A 20924-nucleotide genomic window follows, 5' to 3' on the forward strand; every position below is an offset into this window, starting at 1 on the left:
AGAAACTTAGCACCTCAGAACCTCAGAAACTAAAAAGAAAATGAAAACACTTGAATTCTTATTACTCGGAAAAAACGAAGCGATATTGGCCATTTTACTTCGCCTTGTAAATGCTTATGAAGACTGGAACGCAGTCGCATTTAGCAACGAAACAGAAGCTCAGGACTATTTTCAGAATCACAAAATCGACGTTGTTCTACTGAGCTCCGGAATCGAAGATCACGTCGAAAAAGAATTTACTTTATTTTGTTTAAAACAACAGCTAGACGTAGAAGTAATTGAACATTTTGGTGGCGGAAGCGGCTTATTAAAATCCGAAATTCTCCACCGATTACATCTAAAAGGAAAAATATAGGTACCACATTTTTCTCTTTTAAAAAATTCATTAAAAGCTTAACGAAAATCATTTAACGAATATCCAATTTTTAATAACGATATATCGCTAGGATAACTATTGCCTTTTCTGAAAAACCTTTTAAAATCAAAACCTTAAAAACAAGGCATTTAATTTGAATGCAAAACATTGACAATCAAATACACAATATTTAAAAACCTTTTAATTAACAACAAAATCAAATTATCATGAAAAAATTAATCCTTACAGCAGCTTTATTATTTGTAACATTTATCGGATTCGCACAAAAGCCAAGTCCAGCACAATTAGATCCGTCCAATCATACTTTAGTTTTGATTGATTATGAAAGCCAAATGGCCTTTGCAGTAAGCAATATTCCAATCGATCAGCTTAGAAACAACACCGCATTAGTAGCCGGAGCATCCAAAATATTTAAAGTTCCGACCATTGTAACAACAGTAGCGGAAAAATCATTCAGCGGACCTGTTTTTAAAGAAATTGAAGAATTCTATCCACAAAAAACGTCAAACTATATTGATCGTACTTCAATGAATACTTGGGAAGATATTCCTGCGCACAAAGCGATAGTTGCAAAAGGTAAAAAGAAATTAGTTTTTGGCGGTTTATGGACAAGCGTTTGTATCGTTGGACCAGCTTTATCAGCAATCAACGAAGGTTATGATGTTTATGTAATTACAGATGCAAGCGGCGACGTTTCTAAAGAAGCGCACGAAATGGCCGTTACTCGTATGGTTCAGGCTGGTGCACACCCAATCACTTCATTACAATATTTATTAGAATTACAACGTGACTGGGCTCGTCAGGAAACTTATGTAGCTGTAACCGATCTAGTTAAAAAATACGGCGGTGCTTACGGTGTAGGTGTTCAATACGCTCACGAAATGTTGAAACACTAAATATTTTGAACGCGGATAAAACGGATTCGCTATCGCGAAGGCGCGGATAAAAACGGATTTTTAATTCAGCCTATTTACTTAAAAAAAATCTGTGTAAATCAGCGTCTTCGCGAATGCGAATCTGTAAAATCAGCGTCAAATTTTAATCTATCCAATGAAAAGACTGTGTGCTAAAAACATACTGTTTTTTTCTCCAACCAAACAAAAACCTCCACTATGAAACTCTCATTCAAAATAGCAGCTTTTCTTTTAATCATTTCCCTTCCAATTTTTGGGCAAAATAAAAAAGCGACTCTTATTGTACATCATGCCGTAATTCACACTTTAGACAACAAAAATACAATTGTCGAAGCTATGGCTGTCGCCGATGGAAAAATCCTGAAAACGGGTAAAAACAGCGAAATCTTAAAATTAAAAGACAAAAAAACAACGGTAATTGATGCTCAGGGAAAAACCATCATTCCTGGAATATTCGATTCTCACATGCACATCATCCGCGGTGGAAGATTCTATAATACCGAATTACGCTGGGACGGAGTTCGTTCTCTGAAAAGAGCTTTGACTATGCTGAAAGAACAAGCGCAAAGAACTCCTAAAGGACAATGGGTTCGCGTTGTGGGCGGATGGAATGCATATCAGTTTGAAGAAAAAAGACTACCAACTTTAGCTGAAATCAATGCAGCTACTGGCGATGTTCCTGCTTTTATTCTTCATTTATATGGGCACGCTTATTTAAACAAAGCAGGTTTAGCAACTTTAAAAATTGATGCGAATACGCCAAATCCAAATGCAGGATTAATTGAAAAAGATCCAAACGGAAATCCAACTGGATTGTTAGTGGCAGAACCAAATGCTTTTATTTTATACTCAACTCTTGCTAAGCTTCCTGAATTGACACAAGAAGAAAAATTCAATTCGACCAAACAGTTTATGACCGAAATGAATCGTCTTGGCGTAACGGCTATTATGGACGCTGGAGGCGGATTTCAAAACTTTCCAGACGATTACGGAGTAACAAACGGTTTATGCAAAGACAGCGATTTGACTGTGAGAATGCCATATTATTTGTTTGCTCAAAAAGCGGGAACAGAATTAAACGATTACACAAAATGGATGCAGACAGTAGAAATTGGCGAAGGCTGTGACGACGATCATCATTCAGATAAAGTGGAATATCATGTTCAGGGTGCAGGAGAAAATCTGGTAATGAGTGCAGGAGATTTTGAAAATTTCGATAAACCAAGACCAGAATTAAGCCCAGCGATGGAAGGTCAATTGACAGAAGTTTTGTCTTTATTAGTAAAAAACAGATGGCCGTTTAGAATTCACGCTACCTATAATGAAAGCATCACAAGATTTTTAAATGTAATTGAAGACATCAATAAAGAAACACCTTTAAACGGACTTTTATGGTTCTTTGATCATGCAGAAACAGTTTCGACAGAAAACTTAAAACGAATAAAAGCTTTAAATGGTGGAATTGCTATTCAGCACAGAATGGCTTATCAAGGTGAAAGTTTCATCAAAAGATATGGTAAAACCGCTGCTGCTAGCACTGTTCCGTTAAAGAAAATCTTCGAATTAGGAATCAAAGTCGGAATGGGAACTGATGGAACACGTGTCGCAAGTTACAATCCGTGGGTTGGTTTATACTGGCTGACAACTGGAAAAACTTTAGGCGGTTTAAAATATATGAATGATGAAAATATTCTAGACAGAACCAAAGCTTTACAATTGTTTACTTACGGAAGTGCCCAATTAATCAATATCGAAAAAGACAGAGGAATGCTGACTACAGATAAACTTGCTGATTTTGCTATTCTTTCTGATGATTATTTTAACGTTCCAGAAGAAAAAATTCTTAACATCGAATCAAAATTGACAGTGGTAAACGGAAAAGTAGTTTATGCTGCTAATGACTTTAGAACCTTTGCCAATCCAACACCAAAAGCAATTCCAGACTGGAGTCCAGTAAATTACTTTGGAGGTTATCAAAAAAACTAAATCAAATGAAAAATATATTCTTCTTATTGTTGCTTTTGGGAATCATTTTTTCTGCGAATGCACAACAAAAACCAGTTTTCCAAAGGCTGCGATATGAGGATGATGTCACTTATCTAAAAGCCGATTCGACGAAAACTTTATACGAAAAAATCAAATATATTCCGTTAGGAAAAAACGATAAATTCTATGCCTCAATTGGCGGTGAAGCAAGACTTCAATATACTTATACGGTTAATAACAAATGGGGAGATGAATCTGATGACGATGGCTATTTACTTTCCCGATATTTACTTCATACAAATGTTCAATTAGGAGTTTTTAGAACATTTGTCGAATTACAAAGCAGTTTAGCAAACGGAAAAACAGACCCAAGTCCTGTTGACGAAAATCAGCTAGACATTCATCAGGTTTTTCTGGATATTGATTTTATCCGAAAAGAAAACGAACAATTAACACTGCGTTCTGGAAGACAAGAAATGATGTATGGTTCACAGCGTTTAGTTGCAGTACGCGAAGGCCCAAATAGCCGACTAGCTTTTGATGCATTAAAATTATTTTACAAAAAAGACAATTGGCAGTCAGATGCTTTTTTCACACATCCAATCGCTAATAAACAAGGTACTTTTAATGACCGTTTCAATGAAAATGCCAAATTCTGGGGAAGTTACACCGTAATTCATAAAATACCTTTTATACAGAATATTGATTTCTATTATTTAGGATTATGGAAAAGCCGATCTGTTTTTGATGATGTTGTTGGCGAAGAAAACAGACAATCGATTGGAACCCGAATCTGGAAAAACAAAGGAAACTGGAAATATGATTTTGAGGGCGTTTACCAATTCGGAAACATCAATCAAAAAAACATTTCAGCGTGGACACTTTCCTCCTTTGCTTGTTATACTTTTGAAAATATAAAATTTCAACCCGAAATAGGACTTAAAACCGAGATCATTTCAGGTGACAAACATTCTGATGATGATCATTTAGAAACCTTTAATCCGTTATATCCAAGAGGCGCTTATTTTGGATTGGTAGCCTTAATTGGTCCTTCCAACTTAATTGATGTTCATCCTTCAATTAATTTTAGTTTATCCGAAAAATGGGCACTCGGATTTGATTATGATATTTTTTGGAGACAGACAATAAATGACGGAATATACGCCCCAAATATGCAGCTTTTATATTCTGGAAAAGACACAACCGAACGTTTTATAGGTTCACAGTTAATTTCGAATGTAAACTACGACATGAATAATCATTTAGGATTTACACTTGAAACGGGTTGGTTTAATGCAGGTTCATTTTTAAAAGAAGTTGGAACAGGAAAAGATTATTTTTACGCAACGTTGACAGCACAATTTAAATTTTAAATTTGTGTAATTCAAAGCCACAAAAATGGAAAAAACATATTCGGTTGTATTTTATTCTAAAGATCTAGTTGAGCCTGTTAAAAAAATGAAAAACTTTTTAAGAAGCAAAATCGATTGGTATAACAGCTGTAATTCTGAAGCACATATTACGATTTGTGAATTTACCATTGAAGAATCTCAACTTGATTCCATCAAACAAAAACTTTCAAAAATTGCAGATACTTTTACGCCTTTTGAAGTGTATTTAGATCATTTTGATTCTTTTCCAACAAACGGCGCTTTTTTTATTGGTCTAACCGAAGAATCAAAGAAGCATCTTGTGCCAATAATGAAAAAAACTCATGAAACCTTCAAGTCTTTAAAACATAAAAGCGACAATCCGCACCTATCAATCGGAAGAAGATTAACTCCAGAAAATCTTAAAATTGCTTCTGAACTTTTTACTTCAGTTAATTTGAACTTTTTATGCAATGAAATTGTTTTAAGAGAATTTGATCCAGCAGTAAAACAGTTTTTTGTAATGGATGCTTTTCCTTTTGGAAGTAATCCTGAACCTGAGTTTGTACAGGGAAGTCTTTTTTAATGGTTCTTCTGGTATTGCCACGAAGGCGCTAAGACACCAAGTTTTTTACCAACTAATGTTACCAATAGTTTTTATTATTGGAACATCATAAAAATAAACTTTGTGTCTTAGCGTCTTCGCGGCAAAAAACGCTTAACATTTTTTCGTATATTTGAATTTTACAACTCATCTTAATATGAAATCCCTAGATTCATTTTACCAAGATATTACCGAAGGTTCAGCAGTAGAACCTACTTCCCTATTACCAAATGACATTCAGAAAGAAATCGGGCATTTTAATGTTTTTGATATTAAGGAGCTTTTGGAACGTATGAAAGGAAAACCTGGAATGCCTTATGACAGAAGAGCTTATTACAAAATCAGTTTAATTAGGGGAAAAAACAGAGCTGAATATGCCGATAAAATAATCGACATTGAAAAGCAGGGTTTGTTATTTGCAACACCAAAAATTCCGTATAATTATTTACCGCAAGACACTAATCAAGGCGGACAATTTTGTGTTTTTACCAGCGAATTTTTATCAAAAAGTAAAAGCGGAATTGATCTGGACGAACTTCCAATTTTTGCTTCAGATGGTTATCCTATTTTTCAATTATCAGATGAAGAAGTCGAAGAAGTAGCTTTGATTTTCAAAAAGATACAAAAAGAAATCAATTCGGATTATATCTATAAGTACGATTTAATCCGAAATTATGTTGCTGAGCTGATTCATTTCGGACAGAAATTACAGCCTATAACTGCTTTATATTCTAAACACAATTCGGCTGCGAGGGTTTCTTCTTTATTTGCCGAATTATTAGAAAGGCAATTCCCAATTGAATCACCGCATCAGCGATTAGAACTTAGAACTGCAAAAGATTTTGCAGCGAGATTAGCTGTACATGTTAATCATTTAAACAAAGTCTTAAAAGAAAACACCGGAAAAACAACAACAGAGTTAATCAGTACAAGATTAACCAATGAAGCTAAAATACTTTTAAAGCAAACAGATTGGAATATTTCTGAAATTGCCTATTCACTTGGTTTTGAAGAATTAGCACATTTTTCTAACTTCTTCAAAAAACAAACTTCCTTGACGCCTCTGGCTTTTAGGAGTTAGGTTATTTCAGGTTTTACGAGCTGTAACCATGCAGTTTGTCATCCCGAGGAACGAGGGATCTCCGCAAGAAGCTCCACAAAGCTTTGGAATTTGGATTTTAAAACTTGGAATTTATCATTTCTGATTTGAATTTCGCAAACATCGGTTTGATATTTACAATTCCTCGCATCTGCTTTGCTCCTACCTTTGTCTAATCAAATTAAAAGAACGAAAAGATGAATTTATCAAACAACAAAATTCTAATAACCGGAGGTGCAAGCGGTATCGGACTTGGACTTACCGAAAGATTTATTCAGGAAAATAATACTGTGATTATCTGTGGTAGAAGAGAATCGGTTTTAAACGACGTTAAAGCAAAATTTCCAGCTGTAATTACAAAAGTCTGTGACTTGTCTATTGAAGCAGAACGTAAAGCACTTTACGAATGGATTTCTGAAAACCATCCTGATCTAAACGTATTAATCAATAATGCAGGAATTCAAAACTGGAAATCGATAACAGATGCTGATTTCTACGAAAGCATGAAAACTGAAATCAATACTAATATTGAAGCGCCTTTACATTTAACTTCCTTATTTATTCAGTTAAAATCTTTGACAACGGTAATGAATGTAACTTCAGGACTAGCATTCTCTCCCTTTGCAAAAGTTCCAGTTTATTCGGCTACAAAAGCATTCTTTAGATCGTTTACGCTTTCATTGCGTCATTTATTAAAAGCTAAAAATATTGAAGTAATCGAAATTATTCCACCTGCCTTAAACACTGATTTAGGCGGAATTGGTCTTCACGACGCACATCCAAGTGTAAGCAGTTTTATCGAATCTATTTTTGAACAGTTAAAAGAAGGAAGAACTGAACTTACTTTCGGAACCAGCGAAACCAGACTAAACGCAAGCGCAGAAGAGTTGAGAAATCATTTTAATGCGATGCATTCTAATCTTTAACATTTAATTTTAAACACATAGAAACATAGTTTCGCTTTGTCTATAAAGGCGTTTTACTCACATAAATACACATAGCTATGTGTTAGAAACTAGTTTCTTTCTATAATCTTTAAAAGAGAACTAAAATCTATGTTTCTATGTGTTTAAAAAATAATCGTATTAAATGTCTTCGACTTCGCTCAGACTGACAACAAACAATAAACAATAAACAATTAAAAAAAAATGGCAGTAAATACAAAAATAGCTCTGGTTACAGGCGGAAGCAGAGGTTTAGGAAAAAACATGGCAATAGCGATTGCTAAAAAAGGAATTGACGTAATTATTACCTACAACAGCAAAAAAGAAGAAGCTGAATTGGTGGTAAAAGAAATCGAAAGCTTAGGCCAAAAAGCGGCTGCTTTACAATTAAATGTTGCTGAATCAAATACTTTTGATGCTTTTTACAAAGAAGTAGAATCAACTTTAAGAAATACGTTTAATACCGATAAATTCGACTTTTTGGTAAACAACGCTGGAATTGGAATTCATAATTCTTTCATTGGAACTACTGAAGCTGAATTTGATCAATTGACGAATATTCAGTTTAAAGGACCATTTTTCTTAACTCAAAAAGGATTAAACGTTATGAATGACGGTGGCGGAATTGTAAACATTTCAACTGGATTAGCAAGATTCTCTTTCCCTGGTTACGCTGCTTATGCTTCTATGAAAGGCGCAATGGAGACTTTAACTAAATATCAGGCAAAAGAATTAGGAGCCAGAAAAATCAGGGTGAATATTGTTGCTCCGGGTGCAATCGAAACTGATTTTGGTGGCGGAGTTGTTCGTGATAATGAGCAAATGAACCAGCAAATTGCTTCTGTAACCGCTTTAGGAAGAGTTGGATTGCCAGACGATATTGGCGGTGTTGTTGCCTTTTTATGTACTGAAGATGCTCGTTGGATAAACGCTCAAAGAATTGAAGCTTCTGGTGGAATGATGCTTTAAATAGGTTATGAGTTATGAGTTAGACGTTAGGAGTTAGGTGTTAATCCCCCTTAACCCTTAACCCTTAACCCTTAACCCTTAACCCTTAACCCTTAACCCTTAACCCTTAACTTACCCAAAAAAACAAAACCCGATAAGCCTTAAAAACTTATCGGGTTTGTCGTTTCAAATATAATTTGAATTAGTAAGCAATTTAATTCTTTTCGATAATGACATCGAAACCGCCGTCTTTATCGAATTGGATATCGTAAAATTTGGCATCTTTTGTTATTCCAACTTCATAAGTTGTAATCTTATTATAATCCACTACAACAGCTATTTCTCGAATTGCCTTGGCTGGATAATTTTTCTTTAAATAAGCCTGCGCTTTAGCTGGTAACTGACTTAAAGGAATCTGCAGTTCATAAGCTTTCATGTTCCCTAAATTATCATAAATCGCCAATGCTTTAGTTTTGCTGTCAACATTGTATCTAGCTTCATAACGAATCTCGTCATTATCATCTCCTACATATTCCTCTGTCCAAACAGCTTCTTTACCAGGATATTCTTTCTCAAAAGCAAGTCGCACCTCTTCTGGCGGTGTTATTACTTTTTTCATGTTTGTTCCTTCTTGCGCAATTAAAAAACTGCTGCATAAAAATGTAAAAATCAAAAACACGTTTTTCATGGTTTCATTTTTAGAATTAAACTTCAAACAACGTATTAAAAGTACTACTTTTTAATGAAGTACAAATGAAGGAAACAAAATTTTTAAGAACGCTTTTTTATACTACAAATCAAACCTTTAGCTTAAGTTACATCACAATTCTAACTTTTTTAATCTATCAGTCAATTCTCTTTTATAAGTGATTCCAATTGGAATTCTTTCATTTTTAATTACGACAAAATCTTTTTCCGTAGCATCAATTTTATCTAAAGCCACTATATAAGATTTATGAATACGCATGAAACTCTTTTCTGGCAGACATTTCTCAAATTCAGTTGTCGTAATCGAAGCCAAATAAGTACGTTTTGTGGTATGCAGCTTTACATAGTTGCCAAAACTTTGTGCATATAAAAGCTGATCTAATTCTATTTCAATAAAATAGCCATCGACTTTTACACTTACAGAATTGATAATAGCTTCTTCTGTTTTCTTTGCATTTTCTGTTGCAAAAAAGCGGTCAATTGCTTTTAAAAACCTCGGGAAATAAATGGGTTTCAGCAGATAATCTATTACGCCATAATCGTAGCTTTCGAGAGCAAATTCAGAATAAGCCGTTGTCAAAATGGTTTTAGGATGTGTCGGCAGGATTTTAAGCAATTCCATACCCGAAATCTCTGGCATATTAATATCCAAAAACATTAAATCTACTGTGTTTTCGCGAAGGTAATTCATTGCTTCGATTCCATTGTAGCCTTGAAAAACCAACTCTAACTGCGGGTTCTGTTTGATATAATTCGCCAAAACATAATGCGCAGCAGGTTCGTCATCTACAATGATACATTTTTTGGTTTCTCTCATCCTACAAACTTTTTAAGCTGTATTTCCAAATCTACAACGTAGGTCTTTTTATCGTCCTGAATATCCAATTTATAGTCTTTTCCATAAATCAGGTTCAAACGTTCTATGGTATTTTTCAAACCGATTTTAGTCGAAATCACATCATTTTTCTTCGGAATTGAATTCGTAACATGAAGACTTAATAATCCGTTTTCAACTGTGATATTAATTTTTACAAAGCAGTTTTCAATTGCGCAGGTTCCGTGTTTAAAAGCATTTTCGATAAAAGCAATTAACAGCATTGGCGAAATTTTATACGCATTTTCGTTATCAACATTACTTTCAAAAGTAATATCGCAACGATACCCTACCCTTTCTTTTTCTAGCTGTACATAACTATTGATAAACTCCAGTTCGTCTTCTAAAGATACACATTGTTTACCGTTGCTCTCCAACTGATAACGCATTAACTGCGAAACTTTCATAATCAAATCGGGTGTTCTGTCTGGAAACTGAAGGCTGATTCCGTAAAGCGTATTAAAAGTATTAAATAAAAAATGCGGATTCAATTGTCCTTTCAAAGAATTTAACTGCATTTGATTGAACAACAACGCCGCATCGGTTTGTTTTCTGTGGATTCTATAAAACTTAAATACAATAATCGGGCTTAAAATACAGACCAAAGTTCCTAAAACACTCGCCAATTGATATGCATAACTTCTTTGATGCGAGTTTTGATACAAATGACATTTAGCAAACATATCCAGCATTGTAATTTCATAAAGCAAAACAGAAAATACAAAAACTCCAAAAAGTGTCAGAATGATATAAGTAAAAGGTTTATTCGCCTTAAATAAAATCGGAAGCAAAAAAAAACGGTTAAACTGGGCGTGCATATATAAAATGCAATAGAAAAATATACCCATTGCAATAGAAATGAAGGAACTGAATAACATCCAATCATTTTTCAAGGTATAAATTGTAAATGAAAAAAGGACAACTGCTACTTCCTGCCACCACTTGTTGTCCAATATGTTATCGATTCTTTTATTCATTATTAATTTTCAAATAGGGTACAAAGTTCGAACAAATATTTAATTTATATTTCGTAAAAATGACCAATTCAATTCGTCATTTACTAGTGCAGTACATCACTTAACCTGACTTTTATCAGGGTAAGAGAAATAAATTTGTTTCATCAAAAACATTTTATTTCACACCTTGAGTTTATGTATTTCAAAAAAATTACCATTTTATTTTTATTGATTTTTGCCTCAATTGGTTATTCTCAAACCCTGTCTTTAAAAGAAGCAGTAAAAACAGGACTTGAAAATTACGGTTCTATCCGAGCAAAAAACAATTACACCAATGCATCAAAGGAAACTCTAAAACAATCTCGTCGTGATTATCTGCCAAACCTGAATTTATCGGCACAGCAAGATTACGGAACTGTAAACGGACAAAACGGGCCGCTTTATGGATTTGGAGGTTTAGGAGTTGCTTCATCAGGTCTGCCTCTTCCGGAACAAAACTGGAATTCGGCTTTTGGTGCACTTTATTTAGTCAACATGAACTGGGATTTTTTCACTTTCGGAAAAACACAGGAAAAAATCAATTTATCTAAAATTGATGTTCAGGCTAAAGAAAAAGATTTACAGCAGGAGAAATTCCAGCAGGAAATCAAAATTTCGGCTGCTTATTTAAATCTATTGGCAAGCCAGAGATTATTGATTTCACAGCAAAAGAACTTAGACCGCGCAGAAGTCTTCAAAAAGACAGCTGTTGCGAGAGTTAAAAACGGATTATTGGCGGGAGTCGATTCTACATTGGCTACAGCCGAAGTTTCTAAAGCTAAAATCGCTTTAAACTTAGCTCGAAATTTCGTTAAGGAACAAAACAATAAATTAGTTGATTTAATGGGCGTTGCACCGCAGGATTTTGTTACCGACACCCTTTTTGTAACGCAGATTCCAAAAGAATTGATTCAAGGAAATGCTGCGAATGACAGTCTTCATCCATTGTTACAATTCTACAAAACGAAAATCGATTACAGCAATCAGCAGGTTAAATTATACAAACGTTTCTATTATCCAACGATGAGTGCTTTTGGAGTTTTACAAACCAGAGCTTCGGGATTTGATTCGTCTTATGCAACCAATCAAAATGCTTTTACCAGAAATTATTGGGATGGTGTAAATCCAGACCGCACCAATTATTTACTTGGAGTTGGAATTACTTGGAATTTAACTACTCCATTTCGTTCCAGCAAACAAGTTATGGCACAGAAATTTGTTTCTCAGGGATTGCAGGAAGAGTACAATCAGGCGGATAGAGAGCTGAAATCACAATTGAACTTTGCCGAAGATAAGATCAAAATTACTTTGGAAAATTATGCCGAAGCGCCTATTCAGGTTGATGCGGCCAAAAGAGCTTACCTTCAGAAATCGACTTTATACAAAAACGGTTTAACCGATTTGACCGATTTAACACAAACAATGTATGTCTTAAACCGCGCCGAAATTGATCGTGATATTGTCAATAACAATGTATGGCAGTCGTTTTTACTGAAAGTCGCTGCGACTGGTAATTTTGACTTATTTATAAATGAATTTTAACTATAGATCCAAATGAATTTAATACGTTTTGCACTCCGCAAACCCATCTCCATTTTAGTATTGGTTGCGGGTCTATTTTTCTTCGGAATCGGTGCCATCAAAGACATTAAGGTAGATATTTTACCGAAAATGAATTTGCCGGTTATCTATATTGCGCATCCGTTTGGAGGTTATACGCCAGACCAGATGGAGGCTTATTTTGCCAAAAACTACGTAAACGTTTTACCTTTTTCTAACGGTATCAAATCCGTAGAAACCAAAAATATTCAAGGGTTAATGATTATGAAATTAACCTATTATGAAGGAACCAACATGGCTCAGGCTGCTGCCGAGTTAAGTGCGCTTTCTAACAGAATCCAAGCGGCTTTTCCTCCGGGAACTCAGCCACCGTTTATCATTCGTTTTGATGCTTCTTCACTTCCAATTGGGCAGTTGGTTTTGAGCAGTAAAATACGTTCTAACAACGAATTACAGGATTTAGCCAACGTTTACGTTCGTGCTTCGTTTACTGCAATTCCCGGTTTATTATCTCCAGCTCCCTTTGGCGGAAGCCCAAGAACTATTGAGGTTAACGTAGATCCAGATTTATTGCGTTCTCATAATATGACGCCAGACCAAATCGTAGATGCGATTCGTTTAAACAACCAAACGGCTCCATCTGGAAACGTGCGAATGGGCGACAAAAACTATATTACACCAACAAATAATACGATCAAAGAAGTTAAAGATTTTGAACAGATTCCGTTATTCAAAGGCGGTGTTCAGAACTTAAAATTAGGAGATGTTGCTTCTGTAAAAGATGGTGCTGATATTACAGCGGGTTATGCTTTAGTAAACGGAAAACGTTCGGTTTATATTAGTATCGCAAAAGCGGGAGACGCTTCGACTTGGGATGTGGTTCAGAAATTGAAAAAAGAGCTTCCTAAAATTCAGAGTACACTTCCTGAAGATGTAAACATTACCTATGAATTTGACCAGTCTGTTTATGTAATCAACTCCGTAAAAAGTTTGATTACTGAGGGAATTATCGGTGCGGTTCTTACAGGATTAATGGTTTTATTATTCTTGGGTGACCGTCGTGCAGCTTTAATCGTTATTATGACGATTCCAATTTCGATTATTTCTGGGGTTTTATTCCTGAAATTATTCGGACAGACAATCAACTTGATGTCATTATCAGGATTGGCTTTGGCAATTGGTATTTTGGTGGATGAAAGTACGGTAACGATTGAAAATATCCACCAGCATCTCGACATGGGAAAACCAAAAGCACTCGCCATTTGGGATGCGTGTCAGGAAATTGCGTTGCCTAAATTATTGATCTTACTTTGTATTCTAGCTGTATTTGCACCAGCATTTACCATGGTGGGTATTCCAGGAGCGTTGTTCTTGCCTTTGGCTTTAGCAATTGGTTTTTCAATGGTTATTTCGTTCTTATTATCACAGACTTTTGTACCTGTAATGGCCAACTGGATGATGAAAGGACATGAAAAACATGAGCACGGTCCAGAAATTACAGATGATGAAGCTGAATTTAATGACAGCGGTATTACACCAGAATCAGAACAAAATCTGATTACTCAGAAGAAAGGTTATGTAGAAAGAGAAGACACCAATAATAACGGAAAAATTAGTCCTTTTGAACGTTTCAAGATTCGTTTCATGAGAATGTTGGACCGTTTATTTGTTCACAAGAAAATAACGAGTGTTGTATATTTAGTTTGTGCAACTGTTTTGGCTATCATCTTAATTAATTTTATCGGAAAAGACGTTTTCCCTAGAACCAATTCTAGTCAGTTTCAGTTGAGAATGCGTGCGGTTGACGGAACGCGTTTGGAAAGAACAGAAGAACAAGCCAGAGTTGTTTTAAAAGAATTGGAAAAAATGGTGGGTAAAGATCATATCGGAATCACGTCTGTATATGTCGGCCAACACCCTTCTCTATTCTCGATTAACCCAATTTATCTGTTTATGGCAGGTTCTCATGAAGCGGTTTTCCAAGTGAGTTTGAAAGATTACCATGAAGATATGGACGATTTTAAAGATGAGTTTAGAGCAAGACTTAAAAAAGTATTGCCTGATACTAAACTTTCTTTTGAGCCGATCGAATTAACAGATAAAGTTTTAAGTCAAGGTTCTCCTACTCCAATTGAGATTCGAGTAGCTGGAAAAGACAAAAAACGAAACGAATTGTACGCCACTCAAATTGTAGACAAACTAAAAGCCATTTCGTATTTCAGAGACGTACAAATTGGTCAGCCAATACATTATCCAGCCATGAATATTGATATTGACAGAACCCGTGCTGCCGAATTGGGAGTTGATATGAACGACATTTCACGTTCGCTTGTGGCTTCAACCTCATCTTCACGTTATACCGAAAAAAATAACTGGGTCGATGAAAAAGCGGGATTATCCTATTCTGTTCAGGTTCAAGTGCCTTTAAACAAAATGAAAAGCAAAACCGATATTGGAGAAATTCCGGTTCTAAAAAATTCGCTTCGTCCTGTTTTAAGTGACGTTGCCAAAATTACACCGGGATTTGTAAGTGGAGAAAATGACAATTTAGGGGCCATGCCATACATTACCGTAACGGCAAACATTTATCAAACTGATTTGGGGACGGCTTCAAAAGATGTGACCAAAACAATTAGTTCTTTGGGCGAATTACCACGTGGTTTGTTTATCACACCAATTGGGCTAAGTACTGTATTGACAGAGACCTTAAGCAGTTTACAAACAGGATTATTGGTCGCTGTGTTTGTAATCTTCTTAATGCTGGCCGCTAATTTCCAATCGTTCAAAGTTTCGCTGGTAATCTTAACAACAGTACCTGCGGTGGTTTTAGGATCTTTATTAATGCTGACTATTACAGGTTCTACGCTTAACTTACAATCGTATATGGGAATCATTATGTCGGTTGGGGTTTCTATTGCTAATGCCGTACTTTTGGTTACGAATGCAGAACAACTCCGAAAAATAAACGGAAATGCCTTGGAATCTGCGAGAGAATCTGCGGCGTTGCGTCTTCGTCCAATTATCATGACTTCGGTTGCGATGATTGCGGGAATGTTACCAATGGCAATTGGTCATGGCGAAGGAGGCGATCAAGTTTCTCCGTTAGGAAGAGCGGTTATTGGCGGACTATTATTTTCTACTTTTGCCGTATTATTGATCTTGCCACAGATATTTGCGTGGGCACAAGAAAAAACATCAACACAATCTGTTTCTTTAGACCCTGAAGACGAAGAAAGCATCCATTATATCTCATCAATAAGCAAGTCGAAAGTTGGAAAGTCTTAAAGTTGAAAGTCACATCGTCGTGTAACTAAAAAATAAACACATAGAAACATAGTCCCGAAACTTCGGGATTATGTCAAAAAAAGAGCAAAGAAGAAACAAGTTTCCACACATAGCCAACTATGTACATTTAAACTAGTGAAACGCCTTTTTAAAGCTTCAACAACTATGTTTCTATGTGTTAAGACAATTACACTCAACGGTTAAAAACATATTCATTATATAAAACCAAAAAATGAACACTAAAATTATAAAATATAGTCCGCTGTTTCTAGCAGCAGTATTTTTCCTGAACAGCTGTAATTCTAAAAAAGAAGAAGCTGTTAAAGCAGAAATCGAACCTAAAGTGGAAACCTTCGCTTTAGCGAAAGAAAAATTGACTACAGAATTGCGTTTGCCAGCCGAATTAACAGGTTTCCAACAAGTTGACTTGTATGCCAAAGTAAGCAGTTTTGTAAAATTATTGAAAGTTGATATTGGTTCTAAAGTAAAAAAAGGGCAGCTTTTGATTGTTTTGGAAGCACCAGAAATCAGTTCGCAATTGGCTGCAGCCGAATCGAGATTGAAATCTATGGAAGCGATTTATGCAACCAGCAAAAGCACCTACAACCGTTTGTACGAAACCAGCAAGGTTGAAGGAACGATTTCTAAAAACGACTTAGAAATGGCAAGCGGTAAAAAGAATTCTGATTACGCTCAGCTTCAAGCTGCAATTGCGGCTCATAAAGAAATTGCGATTATGAGAGGTTACTTAGAAATTCGCGCTCCATTTGATGGTGTTGTCGCAGCTAGAAATGTGAATTTAGGTGCATTTGTTGGCCCAGCAGGAAAAGGTTCAGATTTGCCTTTATTGACGATTCAAGAGCAAAGCAAATTACGTTTGGCGGTTTCTGTTCCAGAATTGTACACAGGCTATTTACACCCAGGCGACGAAATGAGTTTTAATGTAAAATCGTTACCAGAAACTTTTACAGCAAAAATTACCAGAATGTCTGGCGCTTTAGATTTAAAACTTCGTTCTGAAAGAGTCGAAATGGACGTTCACAACACCAAAGGAAATTTATTGCCTGGAATGGTTGCCGAAGTTTTGTTACCGCTTAACGCGAAAGACAGCACATTTGTAGTGCCAAAATCGGCGGTGGTAAATTCTGCGGAAGGTTTATATGTGGTGAAAGTGGTAAACCACAAAGCGACACGAGTGGACATTAAAAAAGGAAGAGAAATTGAAGATAAAATCGAAATTTTCGGCGACTTAACTCCAAACGATAAACTGGTAAAAATTGCCAGCGAAGAAACTAAGGAAGGCGATATCATAAACGAATAACCTGCGTTTAGTCTTCTTTTTAGTAGATTACCAATTACTGTACGCATTCTTCGGAGTGCAAATCTAAAATTTGCCTTAGGACAGTTCCTCTTTTTGGAGGGACTGTCCTTTTTTTTCTCTCAAAAATTTTAAAAACAGGTATATATACTCTCTTTTCATATTCTCTAAATTGTTAAAATTGCTTCAATTGACTTTAAAAATATATACGGTTTTCCGTAAAAGAAATATAAATCAGCGTTTTAAATTTGAAAATTAACTTTAAATATAGAATTATGGCAAATTTTACAAAAACACAAATGTTATATGAAGATCAGTACACATGGAGAAGAGATGGCGGTGATGGGCCTTATATTGGAAAAATAGATCGAGATAGATTAGATCGAGATGAAGGGTATGAAGTCTTAGATTTTGCAAATTCATGCTTAAAAAGTGGTGTAGGCGTGGAAGCACTACACAAATTTGAAAGACTACTTAGAGAAAAATTACCTAGTAATGTTGTAATGAAAAATCAAATTATCGATTTCTTGAATAAAAATTGGTAATAATATAGAATATGAAAAGTCTCGTTGTTTACAAGACTTTTCATTTCACTTTTTTTATAACTAGTTATTAATTAAATTATGTTTATGCTTAAAGGACTAAAAATTGATCATAATGGTAAGTCAGTAATATGCTATATTGAAGATTTTAGCGATGAATTGAAGTCAGAGATAAGAAGTCAATTATCTGGAATTTATAATGGTTTTCATATAGTTAATGAAGACCCCATTTTTTATTCTTATAAGTATACTCTTAATTTATTTCTTTATGAGTTTGATAAGAAGTCATCTAATATTAAAAAAGGAATGATAGGTGAGCTTCTTTCACATGTATTATTAAATATAATATCAAAAAAACTAACTTCAATTTCTGTATATAAAAATAAAGAAGAGAACAGTATTAAAAAGGGATTTGATATTTTATACTATGATAAACATAATAATAGTTTATGGTATACTGAAGTGAAATCTGGTAAAGGAAAATCTACAAAATACAATAAAGTTTTACTAAACAGATCAAAAAATGGTATTAGTACTATGTTGCAAAGTAAAAGGCAAAAATTGTGGGACAGCGCATTAATTGATTTGCAATTAGTGATTAAGAATGGGATAAATCATAAAAAAATAAAAAATCTTCTACAAATGGATAGTCCCGTTTCTATAAGCCCAAATGATAAAAAAAAATGTGATTCTAATTTCGGTCTTATATTACGATATAAAAGATACGATCCTATTAAAATCAATAGAAGATTTTTGTAAAAAAACCATTAAAGAGGATTTGTTTAATGATGTAATTGTATTTTCTATACAAAAAAACACTTATAGCAAGGTGATTACATTTTTAAAAAAAGAAGCTAAAACTTAGAGTATGGAAATAGAAGATATCACACTAAAGAAGATCAAAGATAATATTAAAAAAACTGATTTTTATGATGCCTATGTTAAGTTGCTAATACATGAAAATAATAAAATCAGTGACGAAGAATTAAAATTACTTTTTAAATTATCACTATTGTTTTTAAATTTTGGAGATCAAAATTTGAAGAAGTTAGGTTATCGTATTATTCTAAATTACACTCTAATATATAATGACTACAAACCTTTATTTGATATTTCAATAAATTTGGGATACATACCAATATCTAAATTTATTGAAGAAAATCATTTAGATACTTCACGTATTGAAAACTCTTTTTTTAATTCTTTTCTTTCATCTTATCAAGATAATTATAAGGAGAAAAATATTTATTTATCACATGGGCAAAAAAAGTTAATAAAATTTTCTAATGAAACAGAAAATAATTTGGTACTAATTGCCCCAACATCATATGGCAAATCAGAAATTATAATTGATAAGGTTTTTAAGAACATAAAAAAAACGATCTGTATAATTGTACCAAGTAAAGCATTGTTGGCACAAACAAAAAGACGATTATTAGAACACAAATTAGCTAACAAAATAAGTAGAATTGTTACTCATCCAGAAATGTACAAAGGTACAGAAAAAAGATTTGTGGCTGTACTAACTCAAGAAAGATTGTTAAGATTACTTCAAAAAAATTCAAACTTAAAATTTGATTTAGTACTTATAGATGAAGCTCATAATTTAATGAAAAAAGATAATCGGGCTACTTTATTAAGTCAAGTACTTTTGATTCTTTATAAGCGAAATGAAAAAACGCTACTAAACTTTTTTTCTCCGTTTATTGCAGATCCAGAAAATCTTAAAATTCCGTACGCAAATTATGATATTGAATATGAAAGAAATTTAGAAAGTATAAAAATTGAGAATTATTTCGTTTGTAATTTATTTGATCAAGATTCGAGGATGTATATGTACGATCAATTTTTCAATAAATTTCTAAAAATCAGTGATATATTTTTTTTAAATGAAATAGATATTTTAAATTTTTATAGTGCAAAAAAAAATATTGTTTATTTAAATAAACCAAAACATATTGAAGATTTCGCATTGGAATTATCTAATATTAAAAATGAAACTAAATTAATTAATGAAGTAAAAAATAATATTTCAGATTTTTTACACCCAGAATATAATTTATTAAGATGTATTGAAAAAGGAGTAGTTTATCATCACGGTTCTATGCCTGAAATTGTTCGATTATATGTAGAGGAAACTTTTTCATCAAATAAAAATCTTCAATTTATCGTAACAAGTTCAACGTTATTAGAAGGAGTAAATATTCCAGCTGAAAAAATTTTTTTATTAACAACCAAAATAGGAAGAGCAGGTTTTTCAAAATCTGAATTCAAAAATCTAACAGGTAGAATCTGCCGATTTAGAGAATTATTTGGAAAAGAAACAGGTAATCTAAGAATGTTAATGCCTCAAATATATATTATCAAAAGTAAATATGAATGGGAAAGTGCAAATCCTAGAAATTTTTTAGAAAATAAAGCAAGAATTGACTTAAAGATGGAAGATGAAGTTGATAATTTATTATTAGAAGAGAATATAGATAAATTAAGTAATGAACAGTTAGAAAAGCTACATGAAAAGTTAGAATATCTCGAAAATATTGAACCTGACACAGTAGAAGTAGATGTTGAATATGTAAAATCTAGAATAGCTAAATTATGTTATAAAAATAATGTCGTTGAATTTGATATAAAGCTTAACGAAAGAACTTTAGTAAAGAATTTGTCAAACAAAAAGATGACAATAGTCAACGATTCTTTATCATTAATTAATCTTATTTATGAAGTTTTTATTAAGGACATTAATTTTTTAGATAAAAAAGGAAAAGACTTTGTAGATGGAAATAGAAATTTTAAAAGAATTGAACACGAATCAGCTCAAAAATTCTATTCTAAATTTTTAGATTGGCGTTGTTCAAGCGCATCTTATAAAGAAATGATAGGTTATTTTATAAGCTATTGGAAAAATTTACCTTTTGAAAAAAGAGGTCATGTATTTGTTGGAAAGACATGGGGAGAACAAAAAAGAAATGATACCGATACAAAAGCCTTGTATATAAATTTAAATATAAAAACGGAGAGCCAAAAAATTAATTTAGCTATAGTTCGTATAAAAGAAGAACAGGATTTTGTAGATTATAGCTTAATGAAATTTATAGAAATTTTGAATGATCTTGGAATGATCAATAAAGATTTTTATGAAAAATTAAAATATTGTAGCTCAGATAAAAGGATCATCACATTAATGAAAAATGGTTTTTCATTAGAATTAGCAAAATGTATTATTAACGATGAGTATTCTGACTTAATTAATATTGATGTATCTAATGATCAGATCAAAATTCATGAAGCCATTATAGAGAGAATGGAGACTAATATGGAAAATAAAATTTTAATATTTGAAATTAAATATCATATACATTACTAATGTAGTATTTGGTCACATTAGTACTTCAAAAAAC

17 protein-coding genes are annotated in these 20924 nt (G+C 33.5%); 14 read left to right on the top strand and 3 right to left on the bottom strand.

Going from position 1 to position 20924, the window contains the following annotated elements; translation table 11 throughout:
- Positions 1–40 precede the first annotated feature (40 nt).
- The 8 genes from GSY47_RS25665 to GSY47_RS25700 all read left to right on the top strand — a co-directional run bounded on the left by GSY47_RS25665 (position 41) and on the right by GSY47_RS25700 (position 8262).
- Positions 41–355, top strand: coding sequence for a hypothetical protein (locus GSY47_RS25665; RefSeq protein ID WP_179005502.1), 315 nt, complete (start codon positions 41–43; stop codon positions 353–355).
- 227 nt (positions 356–582) lie between these two features.
- Positions 583–1272 carry a hydrolase gene (locus GSY47_RS25670; RefSeq protein WP_179005500.1) on the top strand — a complete coding sequence of 230 codons (690 nt, stop codon included), beginning with the start codon at positions 583–585 and terminating at the stop codon, positions 1270–1272.
- A 216-nt stretch (positions 1273–1488) separates the two neighbouring features.
- Positions 1489–3276: an amidohydrolase gene (locus tag GSY47_RS25675; RefSeq protein WP_179005498.1), complete on the top strand. Its 1788-nt coding sequence runs from the start codon at positions 1489–1491 to the stop codon at positions 3274–3276.
- Between the two features lie 5 nt (positions 3277–3281).
- On the top strand, positions 3282–4649 hold the full coding sequence (locus GSY47_RS25680; protein ID WP_179005496.1) for an alginate export family protein: 1368 nt from the start codon (positions 3282–3284) through the stop codon (positions 4647–4649).
- 25 nt (positions 4650–4674) lie between these two features.
- Positions 4675–5232 (top strand): 2'-5' RNA ligase family protein, encoded by a 558-nt coding sequence (locus GSY47_RS25685; RefSeq protein WP_179005494.1) that lies wholly within the window; start codon positions 4675–4677, stop codon positions 5230–5232.
- Positions 5233–5407: 175 nt separating this feature from the next.
- On the top strand, positions 5408–6331 hold the full coding sequence (locus GSY47_RS25690) for a helix-turn-helix domain-containing protein (protein WP_179005492.1): 924 nt from the start codon (positions 5408–5410) through the stop codon (positions 6329–6331).
- 215 nt (positions 6332–6546) lie between these two features.
- Entirely contained in the window at positions 6547–7275 is a 729-nt protein-coding gene (locus tag GSY47_RS25695; RefSeq protein ID WP_179005490.1) for an SDR family oxidoreductase, read from the top strand.
- A 222-nt stretch (positions 7276–7497) separates the two neighbouring features.
- A complete protein-coding gene (locus GSY47_RS25700; protein WP_179005488.1) occupies positions 7498–8262 on the top strand; it encodes an SDR family oxidoreductase in 765 nt (254 codons plus the stop codon).
- Between the two features lie 193 nt (positions 8263–8455).
- Here the strand turns inward: GSY47_RS25700 and GSY47_RS25705 are convergent, their stop codons facing one another.
- The 3 genes from GSY47_RS25705 to GSY47_RS25715 form a co-directional block, all read right to left on the bottom strand.
- Positions 8456–8929: a PepSY-like domain-containing protein gene (locus GSY47_RS25705; protein WP_179005486.1), complete on the bottom strand. Its 474-nt coding sequence runs from the start codon at positions 8927–8929 to the stop codon at positions 8456–8458.
- Positions 8930–9061: 132 nt separating this feature from the next.
- Positions 9062–9766, bottom strand: coding sequence for a LytR/AlgR family response regulator transcription factor (locus GSY47_RS25710; protein WP_179005484.1), 705 nt, complete (start codon positions 9764–9766; stop codon positions 9062–9064).
- Positions 9763–10800 (bottom strand): sensor histidine kinase, encoded by a 1038-nt coding sequence (locus GSY47_RS25715; protein ID WP_179005482.1) that lies wholly within the window; start codon positions 10798–10800, stop codon positions 9763–9765. Before GSY47_RS25715 ends, GSY47_RS25710 begins: the two co-directional genes overlap by 4 nt.
- A 174-nt stretch (positions 10801–10974) precedes the next feature.
- On the opposite strand from GSY47_RS25715, the gene GSY47_RS25720 reads away from it, so the two are divergent.
- The 6 genes from GSY47_RS25720 (at position 10975) to GSY47_RS25745 (ending at position 20890) form a co-directional block, all read left to right on the top strand.
- The gene (locus tag GSY47_RS25720) at positions 10975–12360 is read left to right on the top strand and encodes a TolC family protein (protein WP_179005480.1); all 1386 of its coding nucleotides are present in this window, start codon (positions 10975–10977) and stop codon (positions 12358–12360) included.
- 12 nt (positions 12361–12372) lie between these two features.
- A complete protein-coding gene (locus GSY47_RS25725) occupies positions 12373–15663 on the top strand; it encodes an efflux RND transporter permease subunit (protein WP_179005478.1) in 3291 nt (1096 codons plus the stop codon).
- A 232-nt stretch (positions 15664–15895) separates the two neighbouring features.
- Complete coding sequence (locus tag GSY47_RS25730; RefSeq protein ID WP_179005476.1) at positions 15896–16984, top strand: efflux RND transporter periplasmic adaptor subunit; 1089 nt, start codon at positions 15896–15898, stop codon at positions 16982–16984.
- A gap of 272 nt (positions 16985–17256) precedes the next feature.
- Complete coding sequence (locus tag GSY47_RS25735) at positions 17257–17526, top strand: hypothetical protein (RefSeq protein ID WP_179005474.1); 270 nt, start codon at positions 17257–17259, stop codon at positions 17524–17526.
- 84 nt (positions 17527–17610) lie between these two features.
- Complete coding sequence (locus GSY47_RS25740; protein ID WP_179005472.1) at positions 17611–18282, top strand: hypothetical protein; 672 nt, start codon at positions 17611–17613, stop codon at positions 18280–18282.
- A 109-nt stretch (positions 18283–18391) separates the two neighbouring features.
- Positions 18392–20890, top strand: a complete 2499-nt coding sequence (locus GSY47_RS25745) for a DEAD/DEAH box helicase (protein ID WP_179005470.1) — start codon at positions 18392–18394, stop codon at positions 20888–20890.
- The last annotated feature ends 34 nt before the right edge of the window (positions 20891–20924 follow it).

Origin of the sequence: Flavobacterium quisquiliarum, from assembly GCF_019308285.1 — a bacterium.
GTDB lineage: Bacteria > Bacteroidota > Bacteroidia > Flavobacteriales > Flavobacteriaceae > Flavobacterium > Flavobacterium quisquiliarum.

Bases quoted from the DNA above. Each gene is read 5' to 3' on its own strand.
- GSY47_RS25690 (WP_179005492.1), top strand. From the start codon at position 5,408: ATGAAATCCCTAGATTCATTTTACCAAGATATTACCGAAGGTTCAGCA.
- GSY47_RS25735 (WP_179005474.1), top strand. From the start codon at position 17,257: ATGGCAAATTTTACAAAAACACAAATGTTATATGAAGATCAGTACACA.
- GSY47_RS25695 (WP_179005490.1), top strand. From the start codon at position 6,547: ATGAATTTATCAAACAACAAAATTCTAATAACCGGAGGTGCAAGCGGT.
- GSY47_RS25670 (WP_179005500.1), top strand. From the start codon at position 583: ATGAAAAAATTAATCCTTACAGCAGCTTTATTATTTGTAACATTTATC.
- GSY47_RS25715 (WP_179005482.1), bottom strand. From the start codon at position 10,800: ATGAATAAAAGAATCGATAACATATTGGACAACAAGTGGTGGCAGGAA.
- GSY47_RS25740 (WP_179005472.1), top strand. From the start codon at position 17,611: ATGCTTAAAGGACTAAAAATTGATCATAATGGTAAGTCAGTAATATGC.
- GSY47_RS25720 (WP_179005480.1), top strand. From the start codon at position 10,975: ATGTATTTCAAAAAAATTACCATTTTATTTTTATTGATTTTTGCCTCA.
- GSY47_RS25675 (WP_179005498.1), top strand. From the start codon at position 1,489: ATGAAACTCTCATTCAAAATAGCAGCTTTTCTTTTAATCATTTCCCTT.
- GSY47_RS25680 (WP_179005496.1), top strand. From the start codon at position 3,282: ATGAAAAATATATTCTTCTTATTGTTGCTTTTGGGAATCATTTTTTCT.
- GSY47_RS25685 (WP_179005494.1), top strand. From the start codon at position 4,675: ATGGAAAAAACATATTCGGTTGTATTTTATTCTAAAGATCTAGTTGAG.
- GSY47_RS25665 (WP_179005502.1), top strand. From the start codon at position 41: ATGAAAACACTTGAATTCTTATTACTCGGAAAAAACGAAGCGATATTG.
- GSY47_RS25705 (WP_179005486.1), bottom strand. From the start codon at position 8,929: ATGAAAAACGTGTTTTTGATTTTTACATTTTTATGCAGCAGTTTTTTA.
- GSY47_RS25730 (WP_179005476.1), top strand. From the start codon at position 15,896: ATGAACACTAAAATTATAAAATATAGTCCGCTGTTTCTAGCAGCAGTA.
- GSY47_RS25725 (WP_179005478.1), top strand. From the start codon at position 12,373: ATGAATTTAATACGTTTTGCACTCCGCAAACCCATCTCCATTTTAGTA.
- GSY47_RS25745 (WP_179005470.1), top strand. From the start codon at position 18,392: ATGGAAATAGAAGATATCACACTAAAGAAGATCAAAGATAATATTAAA.
- GSY47_RS25710 (WP_179005484.1), bottom strand. From the start codon at position 9,766: ATGAGAGAAACCAAAAAATGTATCATTGTAGATGACGAACCTGCTGCG.
- GSY47_RS25700 (WP_179005488.1), top strand. From the start codon at position 7,498: ATGGCAGTAAATACAAAAATAGCTCTGGTTACAGGCGGAAGCAGAGGT.